Raw genomic sequence first — 23,094 nt, forward strand, 5'->3', positions numbered from 1 at the left:
GGGGCAGGCGGCACGGTTGACGGAACGGGACCACTGTGGACCTGTACGAGTACCAGGGGCGCGCCCTCTTCGCCAAGCACGGGTTGCCTGTGCTGGGCGGCGGCGTCGCCGAGACCCCTGAAGAGGCCCGTGCGATCGCCGAGGAACTCGGCGGCCGGGTTGTCATCAAAGCCCAGGTGAAGGTCGGCGGTCGGGGCAAGGCCGGCGGCGTGAAGCTCGCCGAGGGCGCCGACGAGGCGACCAGTCACGCCACCAACATCCTCGGCATGGACATCAAGGGCCACACGGTCCACAAGGTGATGGTCACGACCACTGCCGACATCGCCGAGGAGTACTACTTCTCGTACCTGCTGGACCGCGCGAACCGCACGTTCCTGTGCATCGCCAGCGTCGCCGGCGGCATGGAGATCGAGACCGTCGCGCACGACGCGCCGGAGAAGGTCGCCAAGGTGGCCATCGACGCGTCCAAGGGCGTCGACGAGGCCACGGCCCGCGCGATCGTCGAGCAGGCGAAGTTCCCCGCCGACGTCGCCGACCAGGTCGTGGCGATCGCGGTCAAGCTGTGGCAGGCGTTCATCGCCGAGGACGCCACGCTGGTCGAGGTCAACCCGCTCGCGAAGACCACCGACGGCACGGTGCTGTGCCTCGACGCGAAGGTGACCCTCGACGAGAACGCGGGCTTCCGCCACGCGGACCACGAGGCGCTCGAGGACAAGGCCGCCGCCGACCCGCTCGAGCAGGCCGCGAAGGCCAAGAACCTCAACTACGTGAAGCTCGACGGCAACGTCGGCATCATCGGCAACGGCGCGGGCCTGGTCATGTCGACGCTCGACGTCGTCGCGTACGCCGGCGAGGGCCTCGGCAGCAAGCCCGCCAACTTCCTCGACATCGGCGGCGGCGCCAGCGCCCAGGTCATGGCCGACGGTCTCGAGATCGTGCTCGGCGACCAGGACGTGAAGAGCGTGTTCGTCAACGTCTTCGGCGGCATCACCGCCTGCGACGCGGTCGCCAACGGCATCGTGCAGGCCCTGCAGCTGCTCAAGGACCGCGGCGAGACGGTCTCGAAGCCGCTCGTGGTCCGCCTCGACGGCAACAACGCCGAAGAGGGTCGCCGGATCCTCGACGACGCCGCCAACCCGCTGATCGAGCGGGTCGACACGATGGACGGGGCGGCCCGCCGCGCCGCCGAGCTCGCAGCGAGTGGGGTGTAACGACCATGGCGGTATGGCTGACCGAGTCCAGCAAGGTCATCGTCCAGGGCATGACCGGTGCCGAGGGCTCCAAGCACACCCGGCGGATGCTCGCCGCGGGCACGAACGTGGTCGGCGGCGTCAACCCGCGCAAGGCCGGCACGCAGGTCGACTTCGACGGCACGAAGCTGCCGGTCTTCGCCAGCGTCGCCGAGGCGATCGAGCAGACGGGCGCCGACACCAGCGTCATCTTCGTCCCGCCGGCGGGCACCAGGTCCGCGGCGCTCGAGGCGATCGACGCGCAGATCCCGCTCGCCGTGGTGATCACCGAGGGCGTGCCGGTGCACGACACCGCGAACTTCTGGGCGCACCTGCAGTCCAGCGGCAGCAAGACCCGCGTCATCGGGCCGAACTGCCCCGGCATCGCCAGCCCCGGCAAGTCCAACGCGGGCATCATCCCCGCCGACATCACCGGCCCCGGCAAGATCGGCCTGGTGAGCAAGTCGGGCACGCTGACCTACCAGATGATGTACGAGCTGCGCGACATCGGCTTCTCGACGTGCATCGGCATCGGCGGCGACCCGGTCATCGGCACCACGCACATCGACGCGCTCGCCGCGTTCGAGGCCGACCCGGAGACCGCGGCGATCGTCATGATCGGCGAGATCGGCGGCGACGCCGAGGAGCGCGCGGCCGACTTCATCAAGGCCAACGTGCGCAAGCCGGTCGTCGGCTACATCGCGGGCTTCACCGCGCCGCCCGGCAAGACCATGGGCCACGCCGGCGCGATCATCTCGGGCTCGGCGGGCACCGCCGACGCCAAGAAGCTCGCCCTGGAGGCCGCCGGCGTCCGCGTCGGCAAGACCCCCACCGAGACCGCCAACCTGATGCGGGACCTCGTCAAGGCGCTGTAAAAAGCAATTTCGGGACGGCCGGGGTGAGTGACCGGCCGTCCCGTCTTTGACAGAGTAAGAGCGATGCCCACCACCCCAGAGGAACCAGACGAGGGGGCGCAGACCCGGCTGGCCGAGCGGGAGACCGTCCGCCTGCCGATCCAGCGGCGCTCCACCCGGGGCCGGCCCCCGGGGCGGCGTCCTGCCCGGCGTGCCCCACTGATCCTCGCCGCCACCGTCACCACGCTGTGGGCGGCGGTGGTGACGCTCGTGCCGACCCTCGTCGTGGTGTGGCTCCTGCACGCCGTCGACAGCTCCGGCGCGCCCCTGATGCAGATCCTGCGCGTCGGCGCGGCCGGCTGGCTGCTCGCCCACTGGGTCGCGCTGGACACCGGGATCGGCCCGCTCTCCCTGGCGCCGCTCGGACTGACCGCCGTCGCCGCCTGGCGCGTCTACCGTGCCGGCGTGCACACCGCCCGCGCCGTCGGTGCCCGGGCCCGCCAGTCCGGCGGGGGGTGGACGCCCTGGCCCGCCTCGCGCGCCGCCGGGTGCATCGCCGTCGTGTACGGGCTGCTCGGCGCCCTCGTCGCGATCGTCGCGGGCCACAAGGGCGTGGAGGTCTCCATCGCCGGCGCCGGCTTCACGTTCGCCGGGTTCGGGCTGGTGGCGGGCGGGCTCGGGGCGTTCGTCGAGGCCCGCGCGATCGCCCGGCTCGCCGGCCGGCTGCCGGGCGTGCTGCGCGACGCGACCCGCACCGGCGCCGTCGCCGCGCTGCTCATCCTCGGTGCGGGCGCGGCGGTCGCGGGCATGGCGATCGCGGTCAGTGCGAGCGACGCCGGCCAGATCATCGACGACTACCACACCGGCGTGGCGGGGCAGGTCGGGCTCGTCGTCCTGTGCGGCTTCTACATCCCGGACGTCGCGGCGTGGAGCGCCAGCTATCTCGTCGGGCCCGGGTTCAGCATCGGCGCGGAGACGACGATCAGCGCCGCCGAGGTGTCGATGGGCCGGCTGCCCGCGGTGCCGCTGCTCGCCGGACTGCCGTCCACGCCCGCGACCGGCTGGGCGCCGCTGCTGCTCGGCCTGCCCCTCGCCGCGGCGCTGGTGGCGGGCTGGCTGCTGGCCCGCCGGTCGCTGCGCAGCGACGCCGGGCGGGGCTGGCTGCCGCTGCTCGGCGCGGCGGCGCTCGCCGGACCGGTCGCGGGGGTGCTGCTCGGGCTGACGTCCGTCGCGGCGAGCGGGTCGGTCGGCGGCGGCGGGCTGGAGCTGGTCGGGCCACGGGCGGGGGAGGTGGCGTTCGTCGCGATGCTCATGGTGACGATCGGCACAGTCCTGGCGACGGCCGCCACGAAGATCGCGCTGCGGGTCCGGCAGGGCAGCCCCTGACGTTTCGCCTTCGCGTCGCCGGTACGAGCTGCTGCCGCCCCCACCAGCGGCCCGCGAACCCGCCCACGGCACGCGGAGCGCGCGGCGCGCGAGGTGCACCGGGTGCCGGGTCCGCGGGGCGGACGGCACGCGGATCGGTAGCACCGGCCTACAGGTCCCGGCCGCCAATTGGGCGAATGCCCCGTGGGTCCGGCGTCGCGCTACCGGTACAGGATGAAAAACGCAAACGGCCCGGCTGCTGCGGACAGCAGGCCGGGCGATTGCGTCGTGCTCGGGGCGGATCAGTACGTGTACCAGAAGCCGTTCGAGCTCACGAGCGTCAGGATGATGTAGCCGATGCTGAGCACCGTGCCGACGGCGCCGGTGATCATGCCAGCGAGCGCCATGCCGCCGTTGTTCGCCAGGCCCTGCTTGACCTTCTGCTGACCGAGGTAGCCGCACACGATCGCGGCGGGTCCGGCGAGGACGCCGATGCAGCAGAACAGGACGACCGACAGGATGCCGAAGATCAGGGCGAGCAGGCCGAGCGTGTTCTGCGGCTGCTGGCCGCCGTAGCCGGGCTGCTGGTAGCCGGGGGTGCCGTAGCCGGCCGGCGGGTACGCGCCGCCGGAGGTGGGGTAGCCACCGCCCGACGTCGGGTACGGGGTGCCGGAGACCGGCGGCTGCTGCGCGTACGGGTCCTGGTAGGCCGGCTGCTGCGGCTGCGCGTACGGGTCCTGGTACGCGGGCTGCTGCGGCTGGGCGTAGGGGTCCGGCTGCGGCTGCCCGTATTGCGGCTGGCCGTACTGCGGCTGCTGACCGTAGGGGTCCTGGTACGGCTGCTGCTGCCCGTACGGATCCTGGCCCTGTGGTGGGTAGCCCATTGCGGTGGCTCCTAAGGCTGGGGACGTCTGTTGCTTCGTGTTCGCATCAGGTTAGTCCCGAGGGGGATACGGAACTTCGGCAGCGTACTGGCCAGGATCAAAACTTCGCAGTGCCAGAACGGTGGAACATCAGCAACTTGCGGCTTTCATCGCCATATGTCACCCGGCCCGACGCTGAGCAGGGCCGACCCGGTCGGTAGAGTTTCACGGTGACCGTTCGGCTTGTCGTGCTCGTGTCCGGCTCCGGCTCCAATCTGCAGGCGCTGCTCGATGCTTCCGCGGACCCTTCCTACGGTGCCACGGTCGTGGCCGTCGGGGCGGACCGGCCTGACATCGAGGGGCTGGCCAGGGCAGCCAAGCACAACGTGCCGACCTTCGTGGCGGCCGTGCCGTCGTTTCCCACCCGTGACGAGTGGGATGCGTTCCTGACGGCCTCGTGCGCCGAGTTCGCCCCTGACCTGATCGTCTCGGCCGGCTTCATGAAGCTGGTCGGGCCGCGGTTCCTCGCCGCGTTCGAGGGCAGGTACGTGAATACGCACAATGCGCTGCTCCCGGCGTTTCCGGGCATGCACGGGCCGCGCGACGCCCTCGCTTACGGGGTGAAGCTCGCCGGCGCCACGCTGCACTTCGTCGACAGCGGCGTCGACACCGGGGCGATCATCGCGCAGGTCGCGGTGCCCGTCCTCGACGACGACACCGAGGAGACCCTCCTCGAGCGGATCAAGGTGGCCGAGCGCCGCCAGCTGGTCGACACCGTCGGCCGGATGGCCCGCGAAGGCTGGACCGTCAACGAACGAAAGGTCAGGTTGGGTCGTGGCTAACCGCCGTCCCATCAGGCGCGCGCTCATCAGCGTCTACGACAAGACCGGGCTGGAGGACCTCGCGCGCGCCCTCGCCGGCGCTGGCGTCGAGCTCGTCTCCACCGGCTCGACAGCGGCCCGCATCGAGGCGGCCGGCCTGCCGGTCACCAAGGTCGAGCAGCTCACCGGGTTCCCGGAGACGCTCGACGGCAGGGTCAAGACCCTCCACCCGCGGGTGCACGCCGGGCTGCTCGCCGACCTGCGGCTCGAGTCGCACGCCGCGCAGCTCGCCGAGCTGTCGATCGAGCCGTTCGAGCTGCTCGTCTCCAACCTGTACCCGTTCACCGACACCGTCGCGTCGGGCGCGTCGGACGACGAGTGCGTGGAGCAGATCGACATCGGCGGGCCGGCGATGGTGCGGGCGGCGGCGAAGAACTTCCCCTCCGTCGCCGTGGTGACGTCACCCTCGTCGTATGGCGCTGTCGTGTCAGCTCTGGCCGAGGGCGGCTTCACGCTTGAGGAGCGGCGCTCTCTGGCCGGTGTCGCCTTCGCGCACATCGCCGAGTACGACGTCGCCGTGGCTGAGTGGTTCGCGCGGGACAGCCTGGACTTCTCGGGCACGGCGCTGCGGAAGTCGGCGTCGCTGCGGTACGGCGAGAACCCGCACCAGAGCGCCGCGCTGTACGTGGACCCGGCCGCCGCGCCCGGGCTCGCGCAGGCCGAGCAGCTCGGCGGCAAGGAGATGTCGTACAACAACTACGTCGACGCCGACGCCGCCTGGCGCGCCGCGCACGACTTCACCGAGCCGTGCGTCGCGATCATCAAGCACGCCAACCCGTGCGGCATCGCGATCGGCGCCGACGTCGCCGAGGCCCACCGCAAGGCGCACGCGTGCGACCCGGTCAGCGCGTTCGGCGGGGTGATCGCCGTCAACGCGCCCGTCACCATCGACCTGGCGAAGCAGATCAGCGAGATCTTCACCGAGGTCGTGGTGGCGCCGGCGTACGAGGAGGGCGCCGTCGAGGTCCTCACCGCCAAGAAGAACCTGCGGGTCCTGCGCGCCCCCGCCTGGACGCCCGCCCCCGTCGAGTCCCGCCAGATCTCCGGCGGCGTCCTCGTGCAGGCCGCCGACCGCATCGACGCGGCCGGCGACGACCCCGCCAACTGGACGCTGGTCACGGGCTCCGAGGCCGCGCCCGAGGTCAAGCGGGACCTCGAGTTCGCCTGGCGGGCCGTGCGGGCCGTCAAGTCCAACGCGATCCTGCTCGCCTCCGGCGGCGCGACCGTCGGCGTTGGCATGGGCCAGGTCAACCGGGTCGACTCCGTGCGCCTCGCCGTCTCCCGCGCCGGTGACCGGGCCGCCGGCTCCGTCGCCGCGTCCGACGCGTTCTTCCCGTTCGCCGACGGGCCGCAGGGGCTGATCGAGGCCGGCATCATCGCCATCGTGCAGCCGGGCGGTTCGATCCGCGACGAGGAGGTCATCGAGGCTGCCCGCGCCGCCGGCGTCACGATGTACCTGACCGGGACGCGGCACTTCTTCCACTGAGTTCGCTTTGCTCGGGGCCCGGCGCTCGTTGCCGGGCCCTTACGGTGTCGTGATCTTCGCCGGTACGGGTGCGCCGAAGTACGTCGCCACCGCGTCGCTCACCGCATGGGCGCCCTTGCCGAGGGTGCCGCCGGCGCCCTGCTCGTACATGGCGGCCACGACGTAACGCTCCCCGGCACCCGCGAACCCGACGGTGTGCGTCACCCAGACGGTCTTGCCGTTGACCGGCTTCTGCGCCCAGCCGTCCTTGTTGCCGGGGTTGAGGGTGCTGCCGGCCGCCCACACGCCCCAGCGCTGGTTGCTCGCGACGTTGCGCAGCGTCCTGGTCAGGTAGGTGCGGTCCGCCGGGTCGAGCTTCTCCAGCACGTACCCCATGAGCGCCTGCAGGTCGTCGGCGCTGCACCGCAGGTTCCGCCAGAACGTGTCGTACCCCGGGACCACACTCAGCGTGCGCATGCCGAACCGCTGCTGGAAGCGACCGAGCATCCCCGGCCCGTCGTAGCGACTCCACAACGCGGTCGCGGCGTCGTTGTCGGAGCTGATCAGCGCCTTGTCGAGGTTCGCCCGGTCGGTGCCGTCGAGGGTGATCGCGCCCTGCCGGTGCCGTTCGAGCAGGTCGGCGGCGATCGCCAGCTTGATCGTCGACGCGGTCCAGGTGGTCGCGGTCGTGTTGCCCGCCTTCCACACCGTGCCGGTCTGCCGATCGCGGATCACGACGCCGAACGTGCCGGCCTGCTGCTTCACGAACGCGGCGGCGCTGGCTTCCCTGCTCGTGGCGGCGCTCGCCTTCACCGTGGGGCTGGCGCTGCCCTGCCGCGCCCCGACGCCGGCCTCCGCCGCGCTCGTGCTCACGCTCGCGCTTTCACTGCTGCTCGCTTGCTCGTTGCTGGCGTTCTGTGGGGCTTTGTCGCTTCCGCACCCCGCGAGGGCGAAGATGGTGAGGACTAGGACGAGCCACCGCCGGACGGACACCCCCGGAACTCTAGCGGCCACATCAACCCCACAGTCAGGTCGCGCCGAGCGCGACGGACCGCTCCACCTCAAGTCGGCGGATCGCTACGCGCCGACTTGAGGTGGAGCGCTGCACCTCGAACGGGCAGTCGGATGGGGCGGGCCGCCGAATGGAGCGGACCGCTGCGCGTCGCACGGGGCCGGATCGCTGCACCTCGAACGGGCGGCCGGATGGGGCGGCGAGCCGCATGCCGAGCGGGCAGGTCGCTGCACGCCGCGCGGGGTGGGTCGCTGCGCGTCGGGTGGGGCGGGCCGCTGCGCGTCGCACGGGCCGGGTCGCTGTACCTCGATTGGGCGGCCGGGTGGGGCGGGTCGCTGCACCTCGAATGGGCAGCTGGATGGGGGCGCGGGCCGCCGCCGCATGCCGTGCGGGGCAGGTCGCTACGCGCCTCGACAGGCAGGTCGCTCTACACACCTCGCCGGGGCAGGTCGCTGTACGCCGAGCGGGGTGGGTCGCTGCGCGTCGGGTGGGGCGGGCCGCTGCGCGTCGCACGGGCCGGGTCGCTGCACCTCGAATGGGCAGCTGGATGGGGGCGCGGGCCGCCGCCGCATGCCGTGCGGGGCAGGTCGCTACGCGCCTCGCCAGGGCAGGTCGCTACACACCTCGCCGGGGCAGGTCGCTGTACGCCGAGCTGGGCAGGCCGCAACGACGTGCCGGACATGATGCCGATCGACCTGCACCTCGAACGGGCAGCCGGGTGGGCGGGCAGCCGCTCGCCCACCCGGGTCGGCCCGCCACACGTCGCGCGGGGCGGCCCGCTGTACGCCGAGCGGGACAGGCCGCCGCACCTCGAACGGGCAGCCGGATAGGGCGGGCCGCCGCATGCCGAGCGGGGCGGGCAGCCTCACCTCGATCAGGCAGGTCGCTGCACGTCGCGCGGGGTCTGGCGGGTCAGGTGACGCTCAAGAACAGCTCGGTGGCCTTGTCCTCCCTGGTGGTGACGACGGCGTGGGTGGAAGTGGCGGCGACGGAGACCTCGGGGCAGCGGGTGGGGCAGGTGATGGTGCTGTCCTCGGTGGCGCTGCCGTCGGTGGTGCGGGCGCCGATCAGGCGGAGGCGGCCGTCCGGGGCGCGCCAGATGACGTACGCCTTGTCGGCGGTGGTGGTGGCGGTCAGGGGCTGGTGAGAGCCGAGGCCCGGCAGGCCGACGTCCCACTTGACGGTGCCGGTGTGGGGGTCGACGGCGGTGAGGTGGGCGCGTTCGCCGCTGGGCTCGGCGTACAGGAGCAAGCCGGAGGGCGTGGCGACGGCCAGAGCGCCGGCGGGGTCGTGGCGGGTGCCGACGGTGCCGGTGACGGCGTCCATGAAGACGGCGCGGCGCGGGGAGGTGCCGGTGATGGTGACGAAGCCGTCGCCGGTGGCGTGCACGCGCAGCTCGGTGGAGCTGCGCTGGACCGTGTGCCAGGACCAGCGCTCCGCGCCCGTGGTGGCGGTGAGGCCGACGGCGACGTCGTCGACGCCCTGGGCGCGGCAGCGGAGGGCGACCGCGATCGTCTCGGCAGTGGTGGCGAGATCGGTGACGTCACAGGGGCCGCCGTTGCGCGCAGGGGTCCACCGCCACAGGAGCGTGCCCGCTGTGGCGTCGATGGCGAGCAGGTCACCCGCGCCGATGCCGGAGCCGGCGAGCACGACGGTCTTGCCCGCACCATGGACGGATGCCATTTTTCCGGAGGTGTACCGCCCGGAGAAGCGCACCTGACCGCTGCCGGCGTCCAAGGCCGTGACGAGGACGCCGTCGTCGGTGCCGAAGACCACGACGACGGTGCCGTCCACTAAGCCGGCGGTCTGGGTCGGCAGGTCGGAGCGCAGGTAGCGCCACGCGATGGCGCCGCTGGACAGCCACACGGCCCGCACGCCGTCCTCCGCCCGCACGATCGCCAGCTGGTCGTGGACGCCGACGAGCTGCACCCCGACATACGGCAGCGGCCAGGCCTGGTCGCCGCCGGCCGGGGGCGGGTCGCCGGCCGTGGTCGAGTCGACGAAGCGGCCCTCCCGGGCGTAGTCGACCCCGAATCCGGCCACGATCACCAGTACGACACCCGCAGCGGCGATCGCGAGCCACGGCCGGGTGGCAGACGGCAGCGCACCAGGCCCGCAGGCCGCGAGCAACACCCAGCCGAGGGTGACCGCGGCCGCGCCCGCGACGGTGACAGGGCCGCCGAGCCCGACGCCCGCGCTCGGCTCGACCAGCCTGGCGAGGCCCACAGCGATCAGGGTCGCGGCGAGCCCGGCGACGGCCGCGACGGCCGCGGTGAGGCGGAAGCGGCGCGGCTCGGCCCGCGCATAGGCGACGCACAGCCCGCTGAGCAGCGGCCCGAGGAACACGATGCCGGCGACCGTCACCAGGTCGGGGTGGCGGCTGCCGGCGAGCGTCCAGGGCAGCGCGAGGCCGGCGACGACGGCGGCGGTGCCGAGGGCGATCGCCAGGAGGCCTGCGCCGCGAATCACGGGGTTCACGGGAACAGGATGCCGGGTACCTACGACAATTTCACGCGGCGCTTCTGCCGGTACGCGGCGGACTTCGCCCGGTTCTGGCACGCGAGCGAGCAGAACCGTCGCGACGTGTTCTTGGTGACGTCGAGGAAGTACGCGTCGCACGCCTCGGCCTCGCACGTGCCCAGCCGGTGCGTCTGCCGGGTGCCGACGAGAAACGCCAGGCTGGTGGCCGACTCCGCGGCCCACGCATCGACGACGTTGGCGTCGACGGCGTGGAACGCGAGGACGGCGGCCCCGTGCAGGTTGGGCACCGCGCCGTGATCGGCGAGCACCTCGTTGAGCGCGCTGGCGGCGCTGTGCAGGTCGCCGGCGATGCACGCGTCCACCGCGACCCGCAGCCGGACGGCGGCCTCGGTCAGGACGTCGACGTCGGCGCCGGCCAGCGGAAACTTCTGCCACCGCTCGCTCTCGGCAAGATCGGTGAACGCGTCGCCGATCCGCTGGTCCACGCCGAGTTGGCGGCCCTGTCGCGGCGTCACCACCAGGTCGTTGACCAGGTCCAGGCACAGTTCGACGTGCTTCAGCACGTAACTGTCTATCTCGCCTTGACCAGTGATGCCCATTCCAGCTAACGTCACTGGCATAGCTTAACTTGGCAGTGACGGGGAGAGGCGCGATGCAGTTCGAGTTCACCGACGCCGGCCGCATCCTGGCCGGCATCGCCCTGCTGTCGATCGTGACGATCGAGGTCGGCGGCTGGTTCCTGACCAAGATCGTCCGGGGTGATGTGCCGATGACGCCGTTCCAGCAGGCCTTCGCCCGCGCGGGGCACGCCCATGCCGGCGTCCTGGTCACCCTCGGGCTCGTGGGCATCCTCTATGCCGACCTCGCCCAGATCCAAGGAGTCCTCGGTTGGCTTTCACGGGGTGGTGTACTGGCCGCCGCCATCCTCATGTCGGGCGGGTTCTTCGCGGCGTCGGCGGGCAAGGGCCGCACCACGCCCAACAAGGCCATGGTGATGGTCTGGATCGGCGCGTTGTCTCTCGCGGCAGGAGTGCTCAGCCTGGGGGTCGGGGTCCTCGGCTCGTGATCCGCTCGATGCAGTACGCTCGTACTGCTTAGCGAAGTCAGCCCGCGAGAGGAGCGCCCGGCCGATGGCGAAGATCAAGGTAAACAACCCTGTCGTCGAGCTCGACGGCGACGAGATGACCCGCATCATCTGGAAGCAGATCCGCGAGCAGCTGATCCTGCCGTACCTCGACGTCGACCTGAAGTACTACGACCTCTCGATCGAGTACCGCGACCAGACCGACGACCAGGTCACGATCGACGCGGCCAACGCCATCAAGGAGCACGGCGTCGGCGTCAAGTGCGCGACGATCACCCCCGACGAGGCCCGGGTCGAGGAGTTCAAGCTCAAGAAGATGTGGCGGTCGCCGAACGGCACCATCCGCAACATCCTCGGCGGCGTCGTCTTCCGTGAGCCGATCATCATGTCCAACGTCCCGCGGCTCGTCCCGGGCTGGACCAAGCCGATCATCATCGGCCGCCACGCCCACGGCGACCAGTACAAGGCGACCGACTTCGTCGTGCCCGGCCCCGGCAAGGTCACCGTGACCTACACCCCCGAGGACGGCGGCGCGCCGATCGAGTTCGAGGTCGCCAAGTTCCCCGGCGGCGGTGTCGCCATGGGCATGTACAACTTCGACGACTCCATCCGCGACTTCGCCCGCGCCTCCCTGCGCTACGGCCTCGACCGCGGTTACCCGGTCTATCTCTCGACCAAGAACACGATCCTCAAGGCCTACGACGGCCGGTTCAAGGACCTCTTCGCCGAGGTCTTCGAGACCGAGTTCAAGGACGAGTTCGCGGCGGCCGGCATCACGTACGAGCACCGCCTCATCGACGACATGGTCGCCGCCGCCCTGAAGTGGGAGGGTGGTTTCGTCTGGGCCTGCAAGAACTACGACGGTGACGTCCAGTCCGACACCGTCGCGCAGGGCTTCGGGTCGCTCGGCCTCATGACCAGCGTCCTCATGACCCCCGACGGCAAGACCGTCGAGGCCGAGGCTGCCCACGGCACCGTGACCCGGCACTACCGCCAGTGGCAGAAGGGCGAGAAGACCTCGACCAACCCGATCGCGTCCATCTTCGCCTGGACGCGCGGCCTCGCCCACCGTGGCAAGGTCGACGGCACCCCCGAGGTCACCGCGTTCGCGAACACCCTGGAGCAGGTCTGCGTCGACACCGTCGAGGCCGGCCAGATGACCAAGGACCTCGCGCTGCTCATCGCCCGCGACGCCCCGTGGCTCACCACCGACGAGTTCATGAACGCCCTCGACCAGAACCTCGCGAAGCGCCTCGCCGGCTGATCAGCTGTCTGATCGGCAGGACCACGACGGACCGGCCGGGGTGCACCGCAAGGGCACTCCGGCAGGCCGCAGCATGTCACGGATCCACGTCGCCGGCGGTTCCGGCCGCCCGCGGCGTGGATTGAGGAACACCACCGCGGCAATGCGGTGACCGGCGGCGTGAGCCGCGAGAGCGCGCCGGGCCCGGCCAGCCGGCCGTGTGTGCGCGTTGAGGATCGTCGCCGCGGCAACTGCGGCGACCAGCGGTGTGAGCTTGACGCGGAGCGGCCAGGCGTTCATGTCCGGGGCTTACCGGAGTGAGTAGCCGACACCGCGCAGGGTCTGGAGCTGTGGGAGCGCGCTGAGCCGAGCCAGCCGGCCGTGTGGCGGTGTCTGCGCGTTGAGGATCGTCGCCGCGGCTGATGCGGTGACCAGCGGCGTGGGCCGTGGGAGCGTGCTGAGGTGGGCCAGTCGCCCGCCGTATGCGGTGTCTGCGCGTTGAGGATCGTCGCCGCGGCTGATGCGGTGACCAGCGGCGTGGGCCGTGGGAGCGTGCTGAGCTGGGCCAGCCGCCCGCCGTATGCGGTGTCTGCGCGTTGAGGATCGTCGCCGCGGCGATGTGGTGACCAGCGGCGTGAGTGTGAGAGCGCATCGAGTCCGGTCGCCCGCCCGCGGGTTCTTCGGAGTCGGCGATCCAGCCCTTGCGGCGCCTGTCGAGGTGAGCACCGCGGCGGGCCGCTGTCCGCGGCCTCGCCGCAGTCACGGACCTGTCGATGTCGGGGCGGCGTGCGAAGTGCGCAGGGCTGTTGTCCGGTGGAGCGCGTCCGGCCAGGGGGCGCCCGATGTGGATTCAGGCCGGCCTGGAGAGATTCGTACGCGGGGATCATGGGCGGGCGGCTCGCCCGGGCCCGTGACGTTCACGGGTCGCGGGCGAGCCGTTGCCGGTCGGGGTGGCCTGTGGTGTCAGATGCCGTGGCCGCGGCGGTGGAGGGCGCCGAGGACGCTTTCGACCTTGACCACGCCGGTGACGGCGGCGAGGGCGATGGCGGCGCGGGGTTCGCGCCAGTTGGAGCGCATGGCGGCCTTGGTCCAGAGCCAGGCGTCGCGGCGGTTGCCCGAGGCGGCGGACCAGCAGGCGAGCTGACCGTAGACGCGGCCGGCGCCGGTGCCGGACCCGGCGATCTCCGGGTGGCGGGTCATCATCCAGCGCAGGGAGGCCATCTTGGTGGCGTACTCGTAGGCGAACATCGACGTGCGGCCCCACAGGACGCGGACGAGGGGCTCGTCGACGTGGACGATCTCGCCGCGCTTGGCCGCCCGCAGGAGCAGGTCCCAGTCCTCGTTCTGGCTGCCGGGGGCGTCCTCGGCGACGAGGCCCATCTCGTCGTCGGCGAAGACGAAGCGGCGCACCAGGAACGTCGAGGAGTGCAGCATCGACATCCGCGACCGGATCAGGTCGTCGAGGCCGACGAGGGACGCCCCCGCCAGGCGGGGGGTGAGCCGGTCGCCGAACTCGACCTCGATCGCCGCCGTGCAGAACTCCGCCTGCGGGCGCTGCTGCAGCGCGTACACCTGCCGGCGCAGCTTCGTCGGGCTCCAGGCGTCGTCGTCGTCGCAGAACGCGACGAGGTCCGTGTCCAGGGCGACGATGCCGGTGTTGCGGGCGCCGGCGAGGCCGGGCTTGCGCAGGTTGGGCAGCACGTCGAGCGGGCGGTCGCCGCCGCGGCACAGGCTGGCGTCGGGGTCGTGCTGGTCGAACACGACGATGGTGCGCACGGGTCCCGGGTAGTCCTGGGCGACGATGCCCTCGACAGCGCGGGCGAGCAGTTGAGGGCGGTTTCGCGTCGGTACGACCACGCCCACGCTGGGCCAGTGAGCGGCGGTGTTCATCGGGCACCTCGGTAGCCGTACATGCCGAGCAACGGCGCGGTGAGCGCGCTGACGACCCGTCGCTGCCGCCCCGGCAGCGCGGTGCGCCAGGCGTCGTCGCGGCGCAGAGGGACAGGGCCGACGGTGAAGCGCATCGGGTTGCCGGCCGCGCTGTGGCACGGCCCCAGCTCGGCGGTGCCGCCGTGCAGGAACTCCATCCCACTGTCCGCCAGGCCGGAGAATTCCGAAATCTCGGACAGGACGGTTGAAGGGGAGTCCAGCAGCGACTCGTAGCGGACGCGCATCACCGGTACCCCGCAGCGGTGCAGGACCGACAGCGCGGTGTTGTGCGCGTTCCACAGCAGGGCCGACCGGCTGGGCGAGTAGCGGGTCATCTCCTCGGCGCCGTCGGTCTCGGGCCGCCGCACCTTCTTCGTCCAGGAGTACGCCACGCCGCGGCTGTCCCGCACCACGTGCACGACCCGCAGGTCGATGCTCGGCGCGAACCGCAGGCAGTACGCCAGCGCCGCGTGCTTCGAGGAATCGACGAGCACCTCGGCCCCGGAGACGACCGCCGCCGCCTCGTACAGCCGCGCGTACCAGTCCGCGTACTCCTCGACGAGCAGCCGGTGGGAGGGGCTCATCCGTACACTCGCCAACCGCGGAATGTGCCGGGTCCGCTCCACCGCGTGCCGCAGCGCGAGCACCCGCCACACGTCGACCTGCTGCCAGCCGCCGAACGCCTTCTCCCCGACCGCCTGCCAGAAGTCGCAGGACGAGAAGTGTGCCCCGCAGGCGCAGCGCTCGTCACCGGCGACGTCGCGCTCCCACAGATGGACGACCTCGCCGAGCGGGCACACGCCGGGCAGCTCACCGAGCAGGCGCTCCAGCAGGGTGGTGCCGCTGCGCCCGAGCCCGCCGAGGAACAGAACGCGTACCAACCGTCCTCCTTGGTCGTTTTGGTAGATATGCCAGCTGTGCTGGCATCTGCTACCTCTAACGACGAATTACGGATGAACGATGCTGCACACCAGAGCACGCTGGCGGCGGGTCCCTCTCGGCGGCCTCTCCGTGGACCCATTGACCGAGGCGGAGGTCGTCTCGCACGTGCGCTCCGCCCTGGCCCGCGGCGAGGGCGGCTGGATCGTCACGCCGAACGTCGACATCCTGCGCCACGTGTCCCGCGACCCGCAGCTGCGCGCCCAGCTCCGGGAGGCGGACCTGGTCGTGGCCGACGGCACGCCCCTGCTCTGGGCGGCCCGCCTCGCCGGCTGGAACCTCCCCGCCCGCGTCACCGGCTCCGACCTCATCTGGTCGCTGTCCCGCGCGCTCGCCGCCGACGACCACGGTGTCTTCATTCTCGGCGGTACGCCCAGCGACCTCGACGACGGTGCGCACCGGGCCGCCCTCGTCCTCGCCGACACCTTCCCGGGCCTGCGGATCGCGGGCACGCTCTGCCCGCCGTTCGGCTTCGACAAGGACCCTGCCATGCTCGCCGAGGTGTGCGACGCGGTCGTCGCCGCCGACCCGCAGATGGTGTACGTCGGCATCGGCTTCCCCCGCCAGGAGCACCTCATCCGCCGCCTCCGCGCCGCCCTGCCCCGCACGTGGTTCCTGGGCTGCGGCGCCGCCGTCAACTTCGTGGCCGGCGACATCCAGCGCGCGAACCCGGCGCTGCAGAAGGCCGGCCTGGAGTGGCTCGACCGCCTGGCCCGCGAACCCCGCCGCCTGGCCCGCCGCTACCTGCGCGAGGACGCCCCGTTCGCCGCCGCCCTCCTCGCCCGCTCCCTGCACCACCGCCTGACCCACCGCCCCGCCCACCGCGCCTGACCCGCTCAGCCCACCCGCAAATGCAGCGATAGCGACCACTCAGACGACCAGCGTCGTCCTTCGATCACGACGGCAGGGTAGACCGACTGCGGATGTGGACGGCGCCTGGAAGTGGTGGGCGGCGGTGGAGCGGCGCGCGGTGAGGGTGGATGTGGGCCCCTCGGCGGGCGGTGGCCCGCCGAGGGGGTGAGGGGTCAGGCGGGGACCGGGTCGCCGAGCACGGACTTGAGCAGCTCCGCTGCCCAGTCGAGCAGCTGCGTGTCGCGCATGGGCTCGCCGCCGATGCGGCGGGTGGAAGGGCGGGGGAGCGACACGGTGTCGGCGGCGGCCTTGTAGACCGACTCCGGATAGAGGCGCTTGAGGCGCAGCTGCTTCGAGTCGGCCAGCTGCAGCGGACCGAAGCGCACGTGCTTGCCCTGCAGCGACACGTCCGTCAGGCCGTAGGAGCGGGCGAGGAAGCGGAACCGCGCGACCGCGAGCAGGTTCGCGACCGGCAGCGGCGGCTCGCCGTAGCGGTCCTTCATCTCGGCCACGATCTCGTCGAGAGCGGCGCCGTCCTTGGCGCCGGCGATCTTGCGGTAGATCTCCAGGCGGAGGCGCTCGGCGGAGATGTACTCCAGCGGCAGGTGGGCGTCGACGGGCAGGTCGATCTTGACGTCGGGCTCCTCCTCCTCGGGGCGCTCGCCCTTGAACTGCTGGACGGCCTCGCCGACCATGCGCACGTAGAGGTCGAAGCCGACCCCCTCGATGTGGCCGGACTGCTCGCCGCCGAGGAGGTTGCCGGCGCCGCGGATCTCGAGGTCCTTCATCGCGACATACATGCCGGCGCCGAGCTCGGTGTGCTGCGCGATGGTGGCGAGCCGCTCGTGGGCGTGCTCGGTCAGCGGCTTGTCGGGCGGGTACAGGAAGTACGCGTAGGCGCGCTCGCGGCCCCGGCCGACGCGGCCGCGGATCTGGTGCAGCTGGGAGAGGCCGAGCAGGTCGGCGCGCTCGACGATGAGGGTGTTGGCGTTGGGGATGTCGATGCCGCTCTCCACGATCGTGGTGCAGACGAGGACGTCATACTCCTTCTCCCAGAAGCCGACCATGATCTTCTCGAGGGCTTCCTCGGTCATCTGGCCGTGGGCGACCGCGATGCGCGCCTCGGGGACAAGCTCGCGCAGCCTGCGGGCGGCGCGCTCGATCGACTCGACCCGGTTGTGCAGGTAGAAGACCTGACCGTCGCGGAGCAGTTCGCGGTGGATGGCCGCGGAGACCTGCTTGTCGTCCTGCGCGCCGACGAACGTGAGGACCGGGTGCCGCTCCTCGGGCGGGGTCGCGATCGTCGACATCTCGCGGATGCCGGTGATCGCCATCTCCAGGGTGCGGGGGATCGGGGTGGCCGACATGGTGAGCACGTCGACGGAGGCCCGCAGCTGCTTCAGGAACTCCTTGTGCTCGACGCCGAAGCGCTGCTCCTCGTCGACGATGACCAGCCCGAGCTGCTTGAACCGGGTCGCGGTCTGCAGCAGCCGGTGGGTGCCGATGACGATGTCGACCGTGCCCTCGGTGACCTTCTCCAGGGTCAGCTTGGTCTCGGTCGGGGTCTGGAAGCGCGACAGCTGCCGCACCTCGACCGGGAACTGCGAGACCCGCTCGGAGAACGTGTTGAAGTGCTGCTGCGCGAGCAGCGTCGTCGGCACGAGCACGGCGACCTGCTTGCCGTCCTGCACGGCCTTGAACGCGGCCCGGACCGCGATCTCGGTCTTGCCGTAGCCGACGTCGCCGCAGATGAGCCGGTCCATCGGGGTCGGCTTCTCCATGTCGCTCTTGACCTCTTCGATCGCGGCGAGCTGGTCGGGCGTCTCCTGATACGGGAACGCGTCCTCCAGCTCCCGCTGCCACGGCGTGTCGGGCCCGAAGGCGTGGCCCTGCGAGTTCTGCCGGACGGCATACAGCTGGATGAGCTGCGCGGCGATCTCCCGGACCGCCTTGCGGGCCCGCGACTTGGCCTTCTGCCACTCGGCGCCGCCCATCTTGTGCAGGGTGGGCGTCTCGCCGCCGACATACCGCGACAGCTGGTCGAGCTGGTCGGTGGGCACGAAGAGCCGGTCGCCGGGCTGGCCGCGCTTGGTGGCGGCATACTCCAGGACGAGATACTCCCGGTCGGCGCCGTTGACGGTGCGCTGCACCATCTCGACATAGCGGCCGATGCCGTGCTGCTCGTGCACCACGTAGTCGCCGGTGCGCAGCTCAAGGGGGTCGATCTGATTGCGCCGCCGCGAAGGCATCTTGCGCATGTCCTTGGTGGACGCGCCCCGGCCGCCGGAGATGTCGGTGCCGGTGATGATCGCCAGCCGGGCGCCCTCGTCCAGGTAGCCGTTGCCCAGCGAGCCGGTGGTGACGGTGACGACACCCGGCTCGGGGACCGCGGCGATGCCGTCGACCAGCGTCACGCCGAGGCCCGCGTCGCGCAGCACCTCGACGGCGCGCTGCGCCGGGCCGGTGCCCTCGAAGACCAGCGCGAGCCGCCACCCGTCGCCCGCGAGCCGCTTCAGGTCGTCGACGACTCGCGCGGTCTCCCCGTGATACAGCGGCGCGGGCTGCGCGGGCAGCGCGATCGAGATGGCGTCGTCCGAGACCACCACCGGAACGTCTTCGCCGAGGCGCCAGGGCTCGTCGGCCACAGGCGAAGCCGGCAGGGAAAAGGCGCTGAGCGACCACCACGGCAGCCCCAGCGACGAAGCCGCCGCGCGCACCTCGGCCAGGCTCTTGAACGCGGCCGCGCCCAGGTCGATCGGCGCCTTCCCGCCGACCGCGGCGGCGGCCCAGCTCGCCTCCAGGAACTCCTCGCTGGTGCGGACCAGGTCGTGCGCGCGGGTGCGGATCCGCTCGGGGTCGCACAGCAGCACGTGCGTGCCGGCCGGCATGGTGTGCAGGACCAGCTCGAGGGAGTCGGTGTCGCCGAGCAGCGCGGGCGCCAGGGACTCCATGCCCTCGACGGGGATGCCGCCGGCGAGCTTGTCCAGCAGCTCCGCCAGCTGCGGGTGGTCGGTCGACAGGGCCGCGGCCCGGGCCCGGACCTCGTCGGTGAGCAGCAGCTCGCGGCACGGCGGCGCCCACAGCCGGTCGACCGCGGCGATCGTGCGCTGGTCGGTGACCGCGAACGAGCGGATCTCCTCGACCTCGTCACCCCAGAACTCCACCCGCAGGGGGTGCTCCTCCGTCGGGGGGAACACGTCGAGGATGCCGCCGCGGACCGCGAACTCGCCGCGCTTGGTGACCAGGTCCACCCGCGCGTAGGCGAGGTGCGCGAGGCGCGAGACAAGCGCGTCGAGGTCGGCCGTGTCGCCGGGGGACAGCACCACAGGCGACAGGTCGCCGAGGCCCTTGAGCTGCGGCTGCAGCACGGAGCGGACCGGCGCCACGACGACTCGGGGCAGGCCGGCATCGGGTGTGGGGTGCGCGAGCCGCCGGAGGACGGCGAGCCGCCGGCCCACCGTGTCGGAGCGCGGGGAGAGCCGCTCGTGCGGCAGCGTCTCCCACGCCGGGTAGACCACGACGTCGGCGGGGTCGAGCAGGCAGCCCAGTGCCGCGGCCAGATCCTCGGCCTCGCGGCCGGTCGCGGTGACCGCCAGGACGGGCCGCTCGGCCGCCACGACCGCCGTCACGAACGTGCGCAGCGCGGGCGGCGCGGTCAGGTCGACCTGATCGCTGTGGCCGCCCCGGGCCAGGTCACGGACCCGGGCGAGCGCTGAGTCCAGCAGTGCGGCGGAGGTGAGACCGGCGAGTCTTGGCATTGGAGCAACCCATCTGCACAGCAAACAACCCCGGCGCCCAGGAAGGGTGGGGGTGCATCAAGCGGTACCCAGCCTAGCCCTGGGGTATGACAAAGACAGCGTTGAGACCTGACTCACCGGAATGGCACGGTGCGTCGTAGTAGCCGATACGATGCCGGTGAAAACGGACAGCGCCGTCCCAGCCGTCTCGTCCGGAGGGATCCAGCATGTCTGCAGAGGCACCCGCGTCCAGCGACGCCGACGCCGCGCTGCGCGCCGACATCCGTCGCCTCGGTTCGCTGCTCGGGCAGAGTCTCGTCCGGCAGGACGGCCAGCAGCTGCTCGACCTCGTCGAAGAGGTCCGCGCGCTGGTCCGGTCCGACCCGGAGGCCGCCGCCGAGCGCCTGAGCGGCCTCGATGTGGTCGCCGGCACGCAGTTGGCCAGGGCGTTCTCCACCTACTTCCACCTGGCCAACATCACCGAGCAGGTGCACCGGGCCCGTGAGCTGCGCCGCATCCGCGTCCGTGAGGGCGGCTGGCTGGAGCGTGCCGCGAAGCTGATCGCCGACCGTGGCGTCGGGGTGAAGGAGATCGGCTCGATCGCCTCGAAGCTCGCGGTGCGGCCGGTCTTCACCGCCCACCCGACCGAGGCGGCCCGGCGCTCGATCCTGACGAAGCTGCGGGCCGTCGGCGACGAGCTGGACGCCGAGGCGGTCGCGACCGCGCTGGACGGCTCGCTGGAGCCGGACAAGACCCGCACCGCCCGCACCGACCGCCGCCTGGCTGAGCTGCTCGACCTGCTGTGGCAGACCGACGAGCTGCGGCTGGAGCGGCCCGAGCCGAGCGACGAGGCCCGCAACGCGGTCTACTACCTCGCCGACCTGGCCGGCGGCGCGGCCCCGCAGGTGCTCGACGACCTCTACGACACGCTCAAGGACCTCGGGGTGCAGCTGCCCCCGACCGCCCGCCCGCTGAGCTTCGGCTCGTGGATCGGCGGCGACCGGGACGGCAACCCGTTCGTCACCCCGGCCGTCACCCGCGACGTCCTGCTGATCCAGCACGAGTACGGCATCCGCGCCGCCGAGGGCGTCATCGACGGCCTCATCGACGAGATCTCGGTCTCCAAGCGCCTGCGCGGGGTGTCGCTGGACCTGTCCGCGAGCCTCGCCGCCGACCTGGACAACCTGCCGGAGCTGCCGGCCCGCTACCGGCGGGTCAACCTGGAGGAGTCCTACCGGCTGAAGCTGCGCTGCATCCGGCTGAAGCTGCAGCACACCCGCGACCGCCTGGCCACCGGCACGCCGCACAAGCCCGGCCGCGACTACCTCGGCACCAGCGAGCTCATCGCCGACCTGGAGCTGATGCGGGCGTCCCTGGCGCGCAACGGCGGCCAGCTCGCCGCGACCGGCAAGCTCGCCTCGGCGATCCGCACGCTGTCCGCGTTCGGCCTGCAGCTGGCGACGCTCGACGTCCGGGAGCACGCCGACGCCCACCACGAGGTGCTCGCCCAGCTGTACCGGCGGGTCGGCGAGGTCGACTACGCCGGGCTCGACCGGGACGCCCGCCGTCAGCTGCTGATCGACGAGCTCAACGGCCGCCGTCCCCTCGCCACCCGCGACACCGGGCTGACCGACACCGCCCGCAAGACGTTCGACGTGTTCGCCGCGATCCGCGAGGTGCAGGAGCGGTTCGGCCCGGAGGTCGTCGAGACGTACATCATCTCGATGACGCAGGGCATCGACGACGTGCTCGCCGCGGTGGTCCTCGCCCGCGAATGGGGCCTGGTCGAGGTCAGCGCCGGGGCCGGGTTCGGCGGGGCGTCGATGGAGTCGGCCCGCGCCCGGGTCGGCTTCGCGCCGCTGCTGGAGCAGGCTCGTGAGCTGGAGATGGCCGGCGAGCTGCTGGACGATCTGCTGTCGATCCCGGTGTACCGCGCGATCGTGCGCGCCCGGGGCGACGTCCAGGAGGTCATGCTCGGTTACTCCGACTCCAACAAGGACGCGGGCATCACCACCTCCCAGTGGATGATCCACAAGGCGCAGCGGCAGCTGCGTGACGTCGCCGCCCGCCACGGGGTGCGGCTGCGGCTCTTCCACGGCCGCGGCGGCACCGTCGGCCGCGGCGGCGGCCCGACCCACGAGGCGATCCTCGCCCAGCCGTGGGGCACGCTCGACGGCGCGATCAAGGTCACCGAGCAGGGTGAGGTCATCTCCGACAAGTACACGCTGCCGGCGCTGGCCAGGGAGAACCTGGAGCTGACGCTCGCCGCCGTGCTGCAGAGCGCCCTGCTGCACACCGAGCCGCGGCAGCCCGCCGAGGCGCTCGCCCGCTGGGACGCGGCGATGGAGACGGTGTCGGCGGCCGCGTTCGCCAACTACCGCGCCCTGGTCGAGAACCCGGACCTGCCGGCGTACTTCTGGGCGGCGACGCCGACGGAGCTGCTCGGCGCGCTGAACATCGGCTCCCGCCCGGCGAAGCGGCCGAACGCCGACGCCGGCCTCGGCGGCCTGCGGGCGATCCCGTGGGTGTTCGGCTGGACGCAGTCGCGGCAGATCGTGCCCGGCTGGTTCGGCGTCGGCAGCGGCCTGGAGGCGGCCCGCGTGGCCGGCCTGGGCGACGTGCTGCGCGAGATGCACGAGAAGTGGCACTTCTTCGGCACGTTCCTGTCCAACGTCGAGATGATGCTGGCCAAGACGGACCTGGAGATCGCCTCGCGCTACGTCGACTCGCTGGTGCCCGATCCGCTGAAGCCGGTCTTCGACGTCATCCGCGCGGAGTACGACAAGACCGTCGCCGAGGTCCTCGCGATCACGGGCGAGTCGTCGCTGCTGGAGCGCCAGCCGGTGCTGGACCGCACGCTCGGCGTCCGCGACAGCTACCTGCAGCCCCTGCACCACCTGCAGGTCTCGCTCCTGGCGCAGTACCGGGCGAGCAAGGCCGCCGACAGCGGCGTCTGGGGCGGCGGGCGGAAGTCCTCGCCGGACCCGGCCCTGGAGCGCGCCCTGCTCACCACGGTCAACGGCATCGCCGCCGGCATGCGCAACACGGGCTGAGTCCGTGGCCGGGCCCGCCGGAGAGACGGCGGGCCCGGCCACGAGAACCCCCGCTGGGAGAAAAGGCCGGGAAACTGACAGACTGTCACGCGTGTCTGTGAACGGTT

General features: G+C 72.0%; 16 protein-coding genes. 9 read left to right on the forward strand and 7 right to left on the reverse strand.

Annotation, left to right across the window (positions count from 1 at the left end):
- Positions 1–35: 35 nt before the first annotated feature.
- The 3 genes from sucC to ACFY3L_RS26465 all read left to right on the forward strand — a co-directional run bounded on the left by sucC (position 36) and on the right by ACFY3L_RS26465 (position 3,469).
- Positions 36–1,211: an ADP-forming succinate--CoA ligase subunit beta gene (sucC, locus tag ACFY3L_RS26455; protein WP_389329269.1), complete on the forward strand. Its 1,176-nt coding sequence runs from the start codon at positions 36–38 to the stop codon at positions 1,209–1,211.
- Positions 1,212–1,216: 5 nt separating this feature from the next.
- On the forward strand, positions 1,217–2,104 hold the full coding sequence (sucD, locus tag ACFY3L_RS26460; protein WP_389329272.1) for a succinate--CoA ligase subunit alpha: 888 nt from the start codon (positions 1,217–1,219) through the stop codon (positions 2,102–2,104).
- Between the two features lie 63 nt (positions 2,105–2,167).
- Positions 2,168–3,469, forward strand: a complete 1,302-nt coding sequence (locus ACFY3L_RS26465) for a DUF6350 family protein (RefSeq protein ID WP_389329275.1) — start codon at positions 2,168–2,170, stop codon at positions 3,467–3,469.
- Between the two features lie 281 nt (positions 3,470–3,750).
- Here the strand turns inward: ACFY3L_RS26465 and ACFY3L_RS26470 are convergent, their stop codons facing one another.
- Complete coding sequence (locus ACFY3L_RS26470) at positions 3,751–4,332, reverse strand: DUF4190 domain-containing protein (RefSeq protein WP_389329278.1); 582 nt, start codon at positions 4,330–4,332, stop codon at positions 3,751–3,753.
- Positions 4,333–4,541: 209 nt separating this feature from the next.
- On the opposite strand from ACFY3L_RS26470, the gene purN reads away from it, so the two are divergent.
- Both purN and purH read left to right on the forward strand, forming a co-directional pair.
- Positions 4,542–5,153 (forward strand): phosphoribosylglycinamide formyltransferase, encoded by a 612-nt coding sequence (purN, locus tag ACFY3L_RS26475; protein ID WP_389329281.1) that lies wholly within the window; start codon positions 4,542–4,544, stop codon positions 5,151–5,153.
- A complete protein-coding gene (purH, locus tag ACFY3L_RS26480; RefSeq protein ID WP_389329284.1) occupies positions 5,146–6,678 on the forward strand; it encodes a bifunctional phosphoribosylaminoimidazolecarboxamide formyltransferase/IMP cyclohydrolase in 1,533 nt (510 codons plus the stop codon). Before purN ends, purH begins: the two co-directional genes overlap by 8 nt.
- Before the next feature lie 39 nt (positions 6,679–6,717).
- On the opposite strand, the gene ACFY3L_RS26485 is transcribed toward purH, so the two are convergent.
- The 3 genes from ACFY3L_RS26485 to ACFY3L_RS26495 all read right to left on the reverse strand — a co-directional run bounded on the left by ACFY3L_RS26485 (position 6,718) and on the right by ACFY3L_RS26495 (position 10,713).
- Positions 6,718–7,530, reverse strand: a complete 813-nt coding sequence (locus tag ACFY3L_RS26485; protein WP_389329287.1) for a tat pathway signal sequence — start codon at positions 7,528–7,530, stop codon at positions 6,718–6,720.
- A 1,051-nt stretch (positions 7,531–8,581) separates the two neighbouring features.
- Positions 8,582–10,147: a PQQ-binding-like beta-propeller repeat protein gene (locus ACFY3L_RS26490; RefSeq protein ID WP_389329290.1), complete on the reverse strand. Its 1,566-nt coding sequence runs from the start codon at positions 10,145–10,147 to the stop codon at positions 8,582–8,584.
- A gap of 20 nt (positions 10,148–10,167) precedes the next feature.
- Complete coding sequence (locus tag ACFY3L_RS26495; protein ID WP_389329293.1) at positions 10,168–10,713, reverse strand: CGNR zinc finger domain-containing protein; 546 nt, start codon at positions 10,711–10,713, stop codon at positions 10,168–10,170.
- 89 nt (positions 10,714–10,802) lie between these two features.
- Here ACFY3L_RS26495 and ACFY3L_RS26500 point away from each other — a divergent pair, with 89 nt between their 5' ends.
- Entirely contained in the window at positions 10,803–11,216 is a 414-nt protein-coding gene (locus ACFY3L_RS26500; RefSeq protein ID WP_389329296.1) for a hypothetical protein, read from the forward strand.
- A gap of 64 nt (positions 11,217–11,280) precedes the next feature.
- Positions 11,281–12,498, forward strand: a complete 1,218-nt coding sequence (locus ACFY3L_RS26505) for an NADP-dependent isocitrate dehydrogenase (protein ID WP_389329299.1) — start codon at positions 11,281–11,283, stop codon at positions 12,496–12,498.
- A 942-nt stretch (positions 12,499–13,440) separates the two neighbouring features.
- Here the strand turns inward: ACFY3L_RS26505 and ACFY3L_RS26510 are convergent.
- Together ACFY3L_RS26510 and ACFY3L_RS26515 are read right to left on the reverse strand one after the other, a co-directional pair.
- Entirely contained in the window at positions 13,441–14,367 is a 927-nt protein-coding gene (locus ACFY3L_RS26510) for a glycosyltransferase (protein ID WP_389329302.1), read from the reverse strand.
- Positions 14,364–15,287, reverse strand: coding sequence for a sulfotransferase (locus ACFY3L_RS26515; RefSeq protein WP_389329305.1), 924 nt, complete (start codon positions 15,285–15,287; stop codon positions 14,364–14,366). The genes ACFY3L_RS26510 and ACFY3L_RS26515 overlap by 4 nt, the downstream gene beginning before the upstream one ends.
- Before the next feature lie 79 nt (positions 15,288–15,366).
- On the opposite strand from ACFY3L_RS26515, the gene ACFY3L_RS26520 reads away from it, so the two are divergent.
- On the forward strand, positions 15,367–16,176 hold the full coding sequence (locus tag ACFY3L_RS26520; protein WP_389329308.1) for a WecB/TagA/CpsF family glycosyltransferase: 810 nt from the start codon (positions 15,367–15,369) through the stop codon (positions 16,174–16,176).
- 194 nt (positions 16,177–16,370) lie between these two features.
- Here the strand turns inward: ACFY3L_RS26520 and mfd are convergent, their stop codons facing one another.
- Positions 16,371–19,955 (reverse strand): transcription-repair coupling factor, encoded by a 3,585-nt coding sequence (gene mfd, locus ACFY3L_RS26525; protein WP_389329311.1) that lies wholly within the window; start codon positions 19,953–19,955, stop codon positions 16,371–16,373.
- Positions 19,956–20,161: 206 nt separating this feature from the next.
- Between mfd and ppc the strand changes: the two genes are divergently transcribed.
- Positions 20,162–22,987 carry a phosphoenolpyruvate carboxylase gene (gene ppc, locus ACFY3L_RS26530; protein WP_389329314.1) on the forward strand — a complete coding sequence of 942 codons (2,826 nt, stop codon included), beginning with the start codon at positions 20,162–20,164 and terminating at the stop codon, positions 22,985–22,987.
- Positions 22,988–23,094: the final 107 nt, after the last annotated feature.

It is taken from the genome of Dactylosporangium sp. NPDC000521, from assembly GCF_042898305.1.
GTDB lineage: Bacteria > Actinomycetota > Actinomycetes > Mycobacteriales > Micromonosporaceae > Dactylosporangium.

What these genes read in the sequence shown, in the direction of transcription:
- sucD (WP_389329272.1), top strand. Translation starts at nt 1,217, where the DNA reads ATGGCGGTATGGCTGACCGAGTCCAGCAAGGTCATCGTCCAGGGCATG.
- ACFY3L_RS26465 (WP_389329275.1), top strand. Translation starts at nt 2,168, where the DNA reads ATGCCCACCACCCCAGAGGAACCAGACGAGGGGGCGCAGACCCGGCTG.
- ACFY3L_RS26470 (WP_389329278.1), bottom strand. Translation starts at nt 4,332, where the DNA reads ATGGGCTACCCACCACAGGGCCAGGATCCGTACGGGCAGCAGCAGCCG.
- ACFY3L_RS26500 (WP_389329296.1), top strand. Translation starts at nt 10,803, where the DNA reads ATGCAGTTCGAGTTCACCGACGCCGGCCGCATCCTGGCCGGCATCGCC.
- ACFY3L_RS26505 (WP_389329299.1), top strand. Translation starts at nt 11,281, where the DNA reads ATGGCGAAGATCAAGGTAAACAACCCTGTCGTCGAGCTCGACGGCGAC.
- ACFY3L_RS26510 (WP_389329302.1), bottom strand. Translation starts at nt 14,367, where the DNA reads ATGAACACCGCCGCTCACTGGCCCAGCGTGGGCGTGGTCGTACCGACG.
- ACFY3L_RS26520 (WP_389329308.1), top strand. Translation starts at nt 15,367, where the DNA reads ATGCTGCACACCAGAGCACGCTGGCGGCGGGTCCCTCTCGGCGGCCTC.
- mfd (WP_389329311.1), bottom strand. Translation starts at nt 19,955, where the DNA reads ATGCCAAGACTCGCCGGTCTCACCTCCGCCGCACTGCTGGACTCAGCG.
- ppc (WP_389329314.1), top strand. Translation starts at nt 20,162, where the DNA reads ATGTCTGCAGAGGCACCCGCGTCCAGCGACGCCGACGCCGCGCTGCGC.